This is a genomic window from Erythrobacter sp. W302b, from assembly GCF_046452395.1.
Taxonomy (GTDB): domain Bacteria; phylum Pseudomonadota; class Alphaproteobacteria; order Sphingomonadales; family Sphingomonadaceae; genus Erythrobacter.
In genome coordinates this window covers 2,050,356-2,064,624 of record NZ_JBKFDH010000001.1, presented here as the reverse complement: position 1 = coordinate 2,064,624, position 14,269 = coordinate 2,050,356, and the positions used below count along the sequence as shown (strand labels likewise).

The 14,269-nt window shown below is 63.3% G+C and carries 6 protein-coding genes; 4 read left to right on the top strand and 2 right to left on the bottom strand.

Annotation, left to right across the window (positions count from 1 at the left end; translation table 11 throughout):
- Positions 1–63 precede the first annotated feature (63 nt).
- The 3 genes from clpB to ACLBKT_RS09960 all read left to right on the top strand — a co-directional run bounded on the left by clpB (position 64) and on the right by ACLBKT_RS09960 (position 8,629).
- Positions 64–2,640, top strand: a complete 2,577-nt coding sequence (clpB, locus tag ACLBKT_RS09970; protein ID WP_410182761.1) for an ATP-dependent chaperone ClpB — start codon at positions 64–66, stop codon at positions 2,638–2,640.
- Between the two features lie 386 nt (positions 2,641–3,026).
- Positions 3,027–6,467: a TonB-dependent receptor domain-containing protein gene (locus ACLBKT_RS09965; protein ID WP_410182760.1), complete on the top strand. Its 3,441-nt coding sequence runs from the start codon at positions 3,027–3,029 to the stop codon at positions 6,465–6,467.
- Positions 6,468–6,631: 164 nt separating this feature from the next.
- Complete coding sequence (locus ACLBKT_RS09960) at positions 6,632–8,629, top strand: alpha/beta hydrolase family protein (RefSeq protein WP_410182759.1); 1,998 nt, start codon at positions 6,632–6,634, stop codon at positions 8,627–8,629.
- A gap of 85 nt (positions 8,630–8,714) precedes the next feature.
- Here ACLBKT_RS09960 and ACLBKT_RS09955 read toward each other — a convergent pair whose 3' ends face one another.
- A complete protein-coding gene (locus tag ACLBKT_RS09955; RefSeq protein ID WP_410182758.1) occupies positions 8,715–9,287 on the bottom strand; it encodes a hypothetical protein in 573 nt (190 codons plus the stop codon).
- A 249-nt stretch (positions 9,288–9,536) separates the two neighbouring features.
- On the opposite strand from ACLBKT_RS09955, the gene ACLBKT_RS09950 reads away from it, so the two are divergent.
- Positions 9,537–12,500 (top strand): TonB-dependent receptor domain-containing protein, encoded by a 2,964-nt coding sequence (locus tag ACLBKT_RS09950; protein WP_410182757.1) that lies wholly within the window; start codon positions 9,537–9,539, stop codon positions 12,498–12,500.
- Between the two features lie 82 nt (positions 12,501–12,582).
- Here ACLBKT_RS09950 and ACLBKT_RS09945 read toward each other — a convergent pair whose 3' ends face one another.
- Positions 12,583–14,265: a tetratricopeptide repeat protein gene (locus ACLBKT_RS09945; protein ID WP_410182756.1), complete on the bottom strand. Its 1,683-nt coding sequence runs from the start codon at positions 14,263–14,265 to the stop codon at positions 12,583–12,585.
- Positions 14,266–14,269 lie beyond the last annotated feature (4 nt).

Genomic DNA, 14,269 nt, shown 5'->3' with positions numbered 1-14,269 from the left:
GGTCTTGTGTTGCCAATGTGCAACACTATCTCGCGGTGGTAACCTTTGGAGGGGTTAGACGACATGAATCTCGAAAAGTTCACCGACCGGGCCAAGGGCTTCCTGCAAGCTGCGCAAACCGTCGCCATCCGCATGAACCACCAGCGCATTACCCCGCTGCATATCGCCAAGGCCTTGCTGGAAGATAGCGAGGGCATGGCCGCCGGGCTGATCCAGCGCGCGGGCGGGCAGGCGCCGTTGGCGGTGACCGCGATTGACGTGGGTCTTTCGAAGGTTCCGGCCGTCACCGGCAGCGGCGCGCAGGCGACACCGGGGCTGGATAATGATGCCGTGCGGGCGCTCGATCAGGCCGAACAGCTCGCCGACAAGGCGGGCGACAGCTACGTGACGGTGGAGCGAATGTTGACCGCGCTGGCGCTTGCGCCCGGCGCGGCGGGTGAGGCGTTGAAGGCCGCAGGGGTTACGCCGCAAAACCTCAACGCCGCCATCGAGCAGCTGCGCGGCGGCAAGCGCGCGGACAGCGCCAGCGCTGAAAACACCTATGACGCGATGCAGAAATTCGCCCGCGACCTCACCCAGGCCGCGCGCGACGGCAAGCTCGATCCGGTGATCGGCCGTGACGAGGAAATCCGCCGCACGATCCAGATCCTCGCCCGCCGCACCAAGAACAACCCCGCGCTGATCGGCGAGCCCGGCACCGGCAAGACCGCGATTGCCGAAGGATTGGCCCTGCGCATCGCCAATGGCGACGTGCCTGACAGCCTCAAGGGCCGCACCCTCATGAGCCTCGACATGGGCGCGCTGATCGCGGGCGCGAAGTATCGCGGCGAGTTCGAGGAGCGGCTGAAGTCGGTGCTCGACGAGGTCAAGCACGCCGAAGGGCAGATCATCCTGTTCATCGACGAGATGCACACCCTGATCGGGGCGGGCGCGAGCGAAGGCTCGATGGACGCCTCGAACCTGCTGAAGCCTGCCCTGTCGCGCGGCGAACTGCACTGCATCGGCGCGACCACGCTCGATGAGTATCAAAAGTATGTCGAGAAAGACCCCGCGCTCCAGCGGCGCTTCCAGCCGGTCTTCATCGCCGAACCGACCGTCGAGGACACGATCTCGATCCTGCGCGGCATCAAGGACAAGTACGAGCTGCACCACGGCGTGCGCATCACCGACGGCGCGATTGTCGCGGCGGCGAAGCTCTCCGACCGCTACATCCAGAACCGCTTTCTCCCCGACAAGGCGATCGACCTGATGGACGAAGCTGCGTCCCGCATCCGCATGGAGGTGGAGAGCAAGCCCGAGGAGATCGAGGCGCTCGACCGGCGGATCATCCAATTGAAGATCGAGGAACAGGCGCTCCAGAAGGAGACCGACCAGAACTCGAAGGACCGCCTCGTGGCCTTGCGCGAGGAGCTGGCCAACCTTGAGCAGCAGTCGGCTGAACTTACGACCCGCTGGCAGAACGAGCGTGACAAGATCGAGGCCGAGGGCAAGATCAAGGAAGCGCTCGATGCCGCGCGGCTGGAGCTGGAACAGGCCCAGCGCGAGGGCGACCTCGCGAAGGCCGGGGAGCTGTCCTACGGGCGTATCCCCGAACTCGAAAAGCAGCTTGCCGAAGCGCAAGGGCAGGCCGCCAACGCCATGCTGCGCGAGGAGGTGACCGAGGAGGACATCGCCGGGGTCGTCAGCCGCTGGACCGGGGTTCCGGTCGACAAGATGATGGAGGGCGAGCGCGAGAAGCTGCTGGCGATGGAGAGCATCCTCGGCAAGCGCGTGATCGGCCAGTCGCAGGCGATCGAGGCGGTCTCAAAGGCGGTGCGGCGGGCTCGCGCTGGCCTGCAAGATCCCGGCCGTCCGCTCGGGTCCTTCCTGTTCCTCGGCCCCACCGGCGTCGGCAAGACCGAGCTCACCAAGGCATTGGCCGGGTTCCTGTTCGACGATGACAGCGCGATGGTGCGCATCGACATGAGCGAATTCATGGAGAAGCACGCCGTCGCCCGCCTGATCGGCGCGCCTCCGGGCTATGTCGGCTATGAGGAGGGCGGGGTGCTGACCGAGGCCGTGCGCCGCCGCCCCTATCAGGTGGTGCTGTTCGACGAGGTCGAAAAGGCGCATCAGGACGTGTTCAACGTGCTGCTGCAAGTGCTCGACGACGGGCGTCTGACCGACGGGCAGGGCCGGGTGGTGGACTTTGCCAACACGCTTATCATCCTCACCTCGAACCTTGGCAGCCAGTATCTCGCCAATCTGCCCGATGGTGCGGAGGTCGCCAGTGTCGAGAAGGACGTGATGGACGTGGTCCGCGGGCATTTCCGGCCCGAGTTCCTCAACCGGCTGGACGAGATCATCCTGTTCCATCGCCTGGCGCAAGAACACATGGCGCCGATCGTCCAGATCCAGGTGGGGCGGGTGCAGAAGCTGCTCGCCGACCGCAAGATCACGCTCGACCTGACCGAGGCGGCGCTGCGCTGGCTCGGGCGGGTGGGCTATGATCCGGTCTATGGCGCGCGACCGCTGAAGCGGGCGGTGCAGCGCTATTTGCAGGATCCGCTGGCCGAGATGCTGCTTGAAGGGAAATTGCCCGATGGCGCGACGCTGCTGATTGATGAGGGGGATGGGCAACTCAGCATGACGATTCGCTGATGTGACGCCCAGATATCCACTTTCGATGGTTTCAGGCCCACTCTTGCGGCACGCAAGATTGTAACCATGCGTCGTTCGATTTGATAAGCGAGGCGGTTTGTTGCGTGCAAACCTGCCAAGCTTTTAATATTCGCAAAGCCACAATCGAACAATGTTGCGGCTTTTTGGCTGAGCGCTGCCTGAATGTGGGATTAACGCAACACCGCCCGGAAAAGTTCGGAGCGGCGAGCGGGCGCTTTGACATCATTCCTACGCCATTGCACAAAACAGTCACTGCGGGGACTGAATTGGGCAACCTTTGGGGCGCTGCCCCACCACATGGGGTAACTATGTGGTGGGAGCGCTGGGTTGTTGTGACGTCTCCGGTTCGGGCAACTGGAGTGATCATGAAGAAATTTCACAGCAATTCGATCAAGGCTCTGGCCTTTTCGGCATCAGCGATAGCGTTCGTGATCGCCGGCCCTGCCTATGCGCAGGATGCCGACGAGCAGCCCGCGGAAGACGAACAGCAGGTCGATGTAACCGAGGATGAGGCGGCCAAGGCAGAAGACAAGACCGGCAACATCACGGTCACCGGTTCGCGTATCGTTCGCGATACCTACAGCTCGATTTCGCCTTTGCAGGTGCTCACCACCGAAAATCAGCAGGCAGTTGGTGCCTTCGATCCTTCGCAGATCCTCCAGCGCTCGGAAGCGGCTGCCGGTCAGCAGATCGATGCGACCTTCAACGGCTTCGTGCTCAACAACGGCCCGGGTTCGCAAACGCTGAACCTGCGCGGCCTTGGCGCTGACCGTACCCTGATCCTCGTCAACGGCCGCCGTCTTGCGCCTGCGGGCGTGGAAGGCGCTCCCTCCAACCCGTCGATCAACCTGATCCCGGCGTCGCTGGTTGACCGTTACGACATTCTCACGGACGGCGCATCGTCCGTGTATGGTTCGGACGCGGTCGCGGGCGTGGTGAACGTCATTCTGCGCAAGGACTTCGACGGGCTCGAAATCCAGGCCAACGGCAACATCAACCCGCAGGGCGCAGGGGAAGACTACACGGTTTCCGCCGCATGGGGCTTCAACACCGACCGCGCCGTGTTTGGTATCGGCCTCGAATATCAGAAGCGCGACCTCGTGCGCTTTGCGGACCGCGACTTCCTTACGGGCTGCGACGCACACCGCGAAATCGACCAGAATGGCAACATTCGCACGCTCGGCATTCGTGACAGCGCGCTCGTTCGCCGCAACTCGGGCGGTCGCGTCACCGTGCGCGACAGCGAATGCAAGGTTGGTTCGCTGTCGGGCCGTATCTTCATCGATGCAACCCGCGTGGGTTCGGTGTACTACAAGCCGGGCGCCGGTAACGTGATCGCCGACTTCTCGGAAAACACCGGCCTTGGTAACCGCGAAGTCGACTTTAATGGTGACGGCATCCGCGATGTCGACTTCCAGGATTACAACAACAACTCGAACAACAACCCCGAGACGCTCGATACGACCTTCATCTCGGGTCAGAAGCTGTACAACGGCTTTGCCTATGGTGAGTACACCTTCGAGGGCGAGGCCAATATCACGCCGTTCTTCGAAGCGCAGTTCACCCGTGCGGAAATTTCGGCACCCAACCAGTTCCAGGCGCAGATTTTCCCGTTCGTGCCTGACCTTAACCCGTTCAACCCTTGCAACATCGACACCAATCCGAACGGCCAGGACTGCCGTGCGGCGGATAACGCCTTCCAGCGCCGTCTCAACCCGGCGGTGTTCAACGGTGCGACCCGTCCGCTTTCGACCGGCTTCTCTCTGCCCGTTTCGCCGATCATCGCGATCCGTGGAGACCGCAACAACAACGAAGTCACGCAGGAGCAGTACCGCGGCGTGATCGGTGTGCGCGGTGACCTGCCCTTCATCGGTTCGACCTGGACCTTTGAAGTCGCAGGTACCTACTCGCGCTCGGTCGGCGTCTCGACCCGCAATGGCATTCGCGAAGACCGCCTCGCCCTTGCGCTCGGTCTTGACCCCACCGCCGACTATGACGGCGACGGTGTCAGCGATAACAACGGCGACGGCGTTGCCGACGACTACAATGACGCGATCTCCATCTTCGGGGCCTTTGGCGATCCGCAGTGGATCGGCGTCTGCAACACGGCCGGCCTCGCCAACCCTGGTCAAGCCGCTGCCGACCTCACGGAAGGCTGTGTCCCCGTGAACCTGTTCGCCCCCAGCCTGCTCAACACATTCGTCGGTGACTTTGCCACGGCAGCCGAGCGCAATTACCTGTTCGATCAGCGTCGCTTCGATACGACCTATGAGCAGACCATGCTCTCGGCCTATGTGACCGGCGACCTGTTCGAACTGCCTGCGGGCCCGGTTGGCGTGGTGCTTGGTGGTGAATGGCGCGAGGACAAGATCCAGTCCGACCCGAATATCGCGGCCGCCAATGGTCTGTACTTCGCCTTCTTCGCCGATAGCGGTGCAGCTGGTTCGAAGTGGATTCGCGAACTCTACGGCGAAATCGAAGCGCCGCTGATGGCCGGCGAAACTCTGGTCGAGGAACTGACGGTCAAGGCGGCCGGCCGTCTCACCGACGAAGAGTTCTATGGCACGAACGGCACCTTCTCGGTCGGCGCGGGCTGGCGTCCGGTGTCCCCGCTGCTCGTGAAGTTCAACTATGGTACGTCGTTCCGTGCACCGAACCTGCGCGAGAACTTCCTGCTGGCACAGTCGGGCTTCTTGACGCTGTTCGATCCCTGCGCCGTTCCTGCCGCTGCATTCGACCCAGCGCTGGGCTATATTGCGGGCAACGAAACCCGCGAACCGCAGGTCCTCGCAAATTGCCGCCGCGAAGGACGTGATCCGACCCGCGTAGGTATCGATTCGCAGGGCTTGAACACCCAGTCGAACTCGGGCGTTGAAGTGACCTCGGGTGGTTCGCTCGATATTGATCCGGAAACCTCGCGCTCGATCACGACCGGCTTCGCGTTCGAAGAAGACTGGGCAAGCGGGTTCGAATTCTCGTTCAACTTCAACTATTACGATATCAAGTTGAAGCAGTCGATCATCGAACCGAGTGCGCAGTTCATCATCAACGATTGCTACAATCGCGACGATAACACGCGCAGCCCCTTCTGTGACCGGATCAGCGCCTCGACGGTTGAGCGGCGTCTGGTGTCGGACGTGTTCTCGGGCTTCCTCAATCTCGATCAGGAGTCGGTGCGCGGGATCGATCTGAATGCCAACTTCGGCTACCCGGTGACCATTGGTGATAAGGAGATCGACCTGTCGCTCAACCTGACTGCCAACCACCTGATCGAACGTTCGAGCACCTTCACCAACGACAATGGCGATATCGACACTGAAGACTTCGCCGGTGAATTCGGCTTCCCGAGCTGGATCGGCCGCGCGACCTTCAACATCGGCGTGGATGACTTCACCTTCACTTGGCAGACCCGTTACATCGGTTCTGTGGCGCAGGACCCTGAAGGCGTCGATCCTTTCTCGGACGCCTTCAGCTTTGGTGAGAACAACACCCCCACTCCGGGCGTCTTCGGCGACACCTGCCTCGGCGGCGGGTCGCGCACGGGAACCGCGCCGAACGGTGTTGTGCCCGGTGACGGCATTCTGTGCCGTGACGTCGGGTTCACGGATGAATACTTCGAGCACGCCGCGTCGGTGCGTTGGGACAACGGCGATCTGCGCATCATCGCCGGTGTGACCAACCTGTTTGACCGCAATCCGCCGTTGGTGGACGGCAGCGAAGTGCTGGCCATTGCCAACGCCGCGATCGGTAACGGTTACAACCTCGACGGCCGCGAATTCTTCGCTCAGCTGCTGTATCGCTTCTGATCGCCGAATGACCTGAATGACCACGAAAATGCGGCCTCTCGGCACTTGTCGAGAGGCCGCATTTCTCGTTTAATGGCAGGCGTTCGTGCGGCGTCGTCCCTGGACGTCCGAGAATTTGCCTAACCTGTTCGGCTCAACAATCTGTCCCCGAGAAAGAACGGATTATGAAACTCCTTAAAGTCAGCCTAGCCGCCGCCCTGATCGGCGTTTCCGCTCTTGGTCTTGTCACCGCAGCGCCTGCCCCCACGCAGGCGCAAGGCAGCATACCGGTCGATGTCTGGGCGCTGCGCGATGTCGTCAACGCCGTTCAGATTTCGCCCGACGGCAAGCACCTGCTTGTTCACAAGGTGGAAAGCAAAGAGGGGCAGTACATCCTCGAGATCTACGAAACGGCCGATCTGTCTAAGCCGTTGCGCCGCCTCAACGCCGATCCGATGGAAATCGTCAGCGCCCAGTGGGTCAGCGGCGACGTGATCTTCGGCACCGCATGGCAAGTCAACCGCAAGACCGTGAAGGGCCCGGAAGACGACGTCCGCGACTACAAGACCTACGCCTACAGCCTCTCGGCCAACAAGTTCACCTCGGTTGACGGCAATTTTGGTATCGTCAACCTGCTGCCCGAAGAGCCCGATCACGTGTTGGTGAGCACCGGCAACGTCGTGCCCGATGGCACCGGCGTCGATCCCTACGCGGCGGGGCGCCCGCGGTCCTACTACCGTTTCAACCTCAAGACCGGCGCCCGTGAACTGGTGCTACGCGGCGGGGGCAAGATCCCGTTCGTGTCGACCTGGGACGACAAGGGCAACCCGCGCTACACCGAGGTGCAGGACATCTCGGCCGGCAAGATCATCTCCTACTATCGCAAGCCCGGCGACAGCGACTGGATCAAGCTTAACGAACTCGACCTCAACGATCCCAAGAACCTTTACCGCGTGCTTGGCGGGTTTGTCGGGGTGGCCGGCTTCGATCCCGACAACCCCAACATCGGCTACATGATCGACAACCTCAACGGTGAGGACAAGGCCGCGCTCTACGAGTTCGACTTCACCACCGGCAAGGCGGTCAAGAAGCTGTTCCAGACCGAGGATGCCGACGTGATGAGCATCCAGCTCCACTCGATCCCCGGCAATGGCAAGCTGGCTGCAGCCCGCTATCCTGGCGCGAGGATGGAGTGGCACTGGTTCGACGAGGAAGAAAAGGCGCTCTACGAGGCACTCGAGAAGCAGATCCCCAACGCCTGGCAGATTTCGATCAGCAGCCGCTCGCTCGATGGCAAGACAATGGTGGTGACCAACCGTGGGCCGCATGATCCGGGGTCATTTTGGCTGGTCAAGGACGGCAAGCTCGCCAAGCTCGGCAGCCGCAATCCGCTGATCAACCCCGAGCAGCTCGCCGATGTGAAGTACATTCGCTACCCGGCGCGCGACGGGCTGACGATCCCGGCGTGGATCACGATCCCCAAAGGCAAGCCGCCATTCCCGCTGGTGGTCCAGCACAATGGCGGCCCGCACGTCAACGGCATGGTCAGCTATGACGAATGGGGCCAGATGCTTGCCAATGCGGGCTACATGGTGTTGCACCCTGACAACCGCATCTCGGTGGGTTGGGGCCAGAAGCACTTCGACGCCGGCTATGGCGAGCACGGCCTCAAGATGCAGGACGACAAGGACGACGGGGTGAAATACCTCATCGACCAAGGCCTGGTTGATCCCAACCGCGTCGCCTTCTTCGGGTGGTCCTATGGCGGCTATGCGGCGCTCGTTTCGCTCAGCCGCGAGCCGCAGCTCTACCAGTGCGCGATCGCCGGTGCGGCAGTGGCCGATCCAGAGAAGTCCTATATTCAGGGCGGTCGCAGCAACGATCTGAAGGCGCTCGACGAATGGGCCAAGCGCCGCGGCATGATCGGGATCAACCCGATCAAGGAAGTCAGCAAGGTCAACATTCCGTTGCTGATGATCCACGGCAACGTCGATCGCCGCGTGCTCTACTACCACATGAAGGACTATCAGAAGGCCTTCGAGGCGGCGGGCAAGACCGGCGAATTCGTGACACTGGAAGGTGCCGACCACTTCTACAACACGCTGATGTTCAACCACCAGCAGCAGCTGGTAACCAAAATGCTCGATTATCTCGCCAACGACTGCGGCCCGGGCGGGCTGTAAGGCGGGTAGATCGCCGAAACGCGAAGGGCGCGGCCAGTGATGGCCGCGCCCTTTTGCATTCCCCCTTTGGCGTGGGGGCTGGCGGTCAGATCACGCGTCGGCCCTTGACCCCGATCTGGCCATTTATGCGGATGAAGTAATAGCCGAGCGATGCCTTCTTGAAGACCACCTTGTCGCCCGGCATGATCGGGTCGATCTTTCGGGGCGGGTTGTTGATTTCCCAGACCGCACCCTCGGCCGTGGTGAAGCGCCAGGTGCTCGGCCCGGTCTGGCGACCGCTGGCGATTGTCGTCTCGAACAGGTCCGAAAGCTCCGCTTCCTCCTTGGGTTCGGCTTTCAGCATATCGATCGCAGGCAAGGTGAGGCCGAACAATTGGCGGCGTGTCTTGCGCACTTCCTCCCGGTCGACGAGGCGGACTTCACCAGACTCCACCGCGCCGAGCAGCGCGCCGACCTTGTCATCGTAACAGACCGCGCGATCAGAAACGCTCGCGATGCTGCGGCAGCCCCGTAAACCATCGAGCAGGACGGCTGCGCCTTGAACAGCGGGAACCTGTGCAACCACCGCCACGCCGCCCGCCAACAGCACAGCAATCGCCGCGCCGCCGCGCACAAGGCGGCGATTTGCGCCCCGACGTTTCTCCGACTTGCCGATCATGCGCGAATCTCCTTAGCGAGCGTGTGACGTCCAAGGCCCAGCAAAGGCATGGCCAATCTGCAAACAATTGCAGATAAGACACACTGTACATCCACAGTAATGTAACGGGAGTGTAGCTGTTCTGCCACAGTCTGCAAGCAACTGTGGCTGGGTGACATCCGGCCAATTGCAGGCGGGAACGCGATTGTCTTAAGCGCCTATCACTAACACGCGGGCACCTCGTCCGCGTGCAGATAGGGGACATGCAAAATGCAACGCTTCCACAAGGCATCACTGCTCGCCGGGACGATCATGGCTGGCGCCGTGTTCGCCACGCCGGCCTATGCTCAGACTGAGAGTGCCGAAGATACCACCGAATCCACCGCGATTGTCGTGACCGGTTCGCGCATTCAGCGCACCGATCTGAACTCGACGAGCCCGGTCACGGTCGTCTCGCCCGAAGAATTCAAGCTGACGGGTGCCGTCAACGTCGAGCAGGTGCTGAACACCCTGCCGCAGGTTCTTCCTGGCGTGACCGGCTTCTCGAACAACCCCGGCAACGGCGCGGTTACGCTGAACCTGCGTAACCTTGGCGCCACCCGCACCCTGGTGCTGGTCAACGGCCGCCGCTGGATGTTCTACGATACCAACCAGATCGTCGACCTCAACACCATCCCGCAGTTCCTGCTGGGCGGCGTGGAAGTTTCGACCGGTGGTGCCTCGGCCGTTTACGGTTCGGACGCGGTTGCCGGTGTCGTCAACTTCAAGCTGCGTGACATCGAAGGCCTTGAGCTTGGCGGCAGCTACTCGCTGACCGGCCGCGGCGACGCGGCACGCTACCAGTTCAACGCCGCCATCGGTTCGGCGTTTGACGATGGTCGCGGCGCGGTGACGATGTTCGCCAACTACACCCGTCGTAAGCCGGTGTTCCAGGATGCGCGCGTGTTCTCCGAGCGTGCGGCTGGCGACGGCTGTATCGTTCCCGGCTCGACAGGTCGCGGTGACATCGGCACGCCGTTCCCGAGCGGCATTGCGGTGGGCACCTGTATCGCCCGTGGTGGTGAGCTCGGCTTCGTGCCGCAGGGTTCGGCAACCACGCCGACCGGCACCTTCAACGCTGGCCCGACGGGCGCGCAATCGACCTACATCTTCAACCCCACCGGCGGTGGCTCGCGTCTGTTCCAGGATCCGGGCGATCTCTACAACTTTGCGCCCGATAACTACCTCCAGCTTCCGCAGGAGCGTTACCTGATCGGCGCCTATGGCCACTACGAGTTCACCAATGGCATCGAAGCCTACTCGGAACTCTCGTTCGTGCGCAACGACGTCGCCACCGAGCTGGCCCCGACCCCGGCGGGCATTTCCGCTCCGCTGTTCGTCAACAGCCCGTTCTTCAACGACCAGACCCGCGCTCTGCTGAACCAGAACCCGGTCAGCACCACGGCTGGCGCGACTCTCGGGAACCCGCTGTATCGTCAGACCCAGGTCAACTTCCGCTTCAACGACATCGGTTCGCGTAACTCGGACTTCAACCGTGAAGCGTTCCGTGTGCTCGGCGGCGTTCGCGGCGGGATCACGGACAACATCAACTTCGATGCGTACTACTCGTACTCGCGCACGACCAACACCAACATCCAGCAGGGCAACATCGCGGCCAGCCGCTTCCGTAACGCTCTGACCGTTGAGTTCGTGCCGGGCAGCACCACCCAGCTGCGCTGCGTCGACGCAACCGCACGTGCGGCGGGCTGCGTTCCGCTGAACGTCTTCGGGACCGGCCTGGCCGATCCGGCGGCCCTGCGTTACCTGGCGATCCAGGCGACCAACATCACCACCTCGGACATGAAGAACGCGGTGGCGACTGTCAGCGGGACCCTGTTCAATCTGGGCTTCGGCGCGGATGACATCGGCTTCGCGCTCGGCGGTGAATACCGCTCGATGAACTCGGAATTCATCCCCGACACCTTCCTCGCTTCGGGCGACGTGCTCGGCTTCAACGCCGGTCTGCCGACCAAGGGCGGTTACGACGTGAAGGAAGTGTTCGGCGAAGTCCGCGTTCCGGTGATCGAGGAAGGCTTCGTGCACGCTCTCGAATTCACGGGTGCGTTCCGTTATTCGGACTACTCGCTCGACCGCGTTGGCGGGACCTGGACCTATAACGTCGGCGGTGAATTCGCTCCGGTGCGGGGCGTTCGCTTCCGCGGCATGTACTCGCGTGCGGTCCGTGCGCCCAACGTGCAGGATCTGTTCGGCGGTGCGTCGACCGGCTTCCCCGCAGCGACCGATCCGTGCTCGGATCGCGGTCCGGTTGCCGAGCGTACCGACGCTCTGCGCGCTTTCTGCATCCAGTCGGGTGTGCCGGCCGCGGCCGTGTTCACCCGCGCCGTGCAGCCGAACGCGCAGATCCAGGCCGACTTCGGCGGTAACCCGGATGTGGGCGAAGAAACCTCTGACACCTACACCGCAGGTGTGGTGATCCAGCCGGCCTTCATCCCCCGTCTGAACATCGCGGTCGACTACTTCAACATCACCGTTGATGACACGATCAACACCCGTCTGGGCGGTCTCGCCAGCGCGCTGACGTTGTGCTTCAACACCGTCCAGAACCTGCAGGATCCGGCGTGTTCGATCTTTGCCGGCAAGCGCAACAGCGGCACCGGTGCTCTGGGCCTCAACTCGGGCGGTCAGAACCCCGCGCTGGTTCAGGACAACGTCGGGAAGCTGGAAACGGCCGGTATCGACATCCAGGTCGATTACTCGCTGCCGGTGTTCAAGGGCGACCTGTCGTTCATGTTCCTGGCGACCTGGCTCGACAAGTATCGCAACACCCCGGTGGCTCTGCTCCCGCTGCGCGAGAACATCGTCGAAGGGACCTACGGCCTGCCCGATTACCGTCACAACTTCCGTGTGACCTACGAGCAGGGCCCGCTGACGGCTTCGGTGCGCTGGCGCTATGAAGGTGCCACGGAAGACTTCCGTGTGCAGAACACCTTCAGCGGGAACGACCGTATCCCGAACAACGCCCTGCCGCTGCGTTCGATCGGTGCCTGGAACTACTTCGACCTGGCGCTGGGCTTCGACCTGAACGAGCGCATGTCGCTCAACGCCGGCGTGAACAACCTGTTCGACAAGGACCCGCCGGTCCTCGGCGCGCAGGCCGAACAGGGCAACACCCTGCCGAGCTTCTTCGACGTGCTCGGCCGCGACTTCTTCGTGGGTGTGAACTTCACCTTCTGATCCCGGTCAGAAGTGACACATAAAGAGGGGCGGCGGATCACACGATCCGCCGCCCTTTCTCTTTGCCCGAACCACGGTGGCGTCAGTTCGCGGCGCTGACGTCGAACGCCACGGTCATGCGGGCGCCTTGGGTGATCGGGCGTGTGCCGTGGTAGAGGGTGCTGGGAAACAGCACGAGCGTACCGGGTTGTGGTCGGACCGTGTGCAGGCTGCCCAGACCTTCGGCGAGGCTGGGCGGCGGATTGCCGAGCTCAAGCCAGCCGGGCTGGCCATCGGCGTCCACTTCATCCGGCACCAGCCAGTAACTGGCCGACGACAAGAGCCCGCGCGGGTGGATATGGGCCGCGTGGTGACCTTGACCGTCCAGCCGGATCGACCAGCTGCCAACAATCGTCCACGGATCGTCCCGGTGCGCAAGCAGGGGGTGGTGCGGATCGGCAGGTGGCAGACCTGCGCGATAGTCCGCCAGCGCCTCGTGCAGGGCCGCTTCGAGCCGTGCCAGTTCCGGTTCTGCGCGCGCAAACAGCGCCCCCTTGGTCTGGCTGCCGCGTTTGACCGATTGCCCGATCGGCATGGCCGAATGGCGGTGCAGCTCGGTCAGGAGCGCAGTCAGTTCTGCGCGTTCGCCCTCGTCCAGTGAGAGCGGCAATTGCCGGACCAGCCCGGGTTGGCCGTGGAGCCATTCGTGCCGCGCGTCACCGCTGAGCCGCCAGCACAGATCGGTGAGCGCCCAGGCAACCACATCGGCGGGTCGGGCAGCGCGCACGGTGGCCAGTTCGCCCTCCGCCCGCGCGATCTCGCCAAGCCGCAGCCAGTTGCGCCCACGCGCGGTCGCCCATTCTGGTGTTGTCATCCCCGCGAACCGATCAAGCACACCCTGCGCTTCGTCCGCCGCACCCGCTTCGCCCAGCGCCACCGCCTGCGCCAGCGCAAGACCGGCATTCTCGGGCCAGATGGCGCGCGCGCGGGCAAGGATGGCCGCGCTCTCTGCTGGCCGGTCGACCCCCTCGAGCGTCTCGGACCAGGCAAGCCACACGTCTGGCCCCGCGCCCTGCTGCGCCGTGATCTGGGCGAAGTGATCGGCGAAGTTCGCCTGCTCTCCCGCCGCCCAGCGCAGTTCGGCATGCAGCTTGAGCGCGGCGGTCCAGCCGGGCACATGGGTGATGAGCGTCGTGGTACACTCCAGCGCTTCGCCCAGCCTGCCGGCAACTGCGAGTGCCTGCGCGTAATCGAACAGCAGGTTCGGATCGCCGCGGTTGAGGGTCAAGGCTGTCTCGAGCAGGGGAATCGCATTGGGAGCGCTGCGTTCAAGCGCGAGCCGGGCACGGCTGCGAGCGGTCTTGGCCCCGCTCGGGTCGAGCGCCGCCGCGCGCGCGATGCTGCCCTCGGCTTCGCGGTAACGCATGGCTTGCCGCTCGCTATCGCCGCGCACCCGCCAATAGCCCGGATTCTGCGCCGCGACCGCTTCGAGCGGAGCGAGCAGGGCAGCGGCGCGGGCGGGCTGGTCCATGCGGCAAAGGGTGATAGCCGCGTTGATCCCCGCCTCGACCAGATCGGGTGCGAGCGAAAGCGCCCGTTCGAACAGCGCCAAGGCGCGATCGAGCCGCCCAGCTTTGAAGTGGAAATTGCCCGCACTGTTGGCGAGCCGGGCATCCTGAGGGAAATCCGCCAATCCGCGCGCGTACATGGCGTCCGCCTCGGCATCGCGGCCCTGCGCCGCCAGCTGGCTCGCCGCCAGTGCGACGCTCTGCGCGCTGCCCGTCATCGTG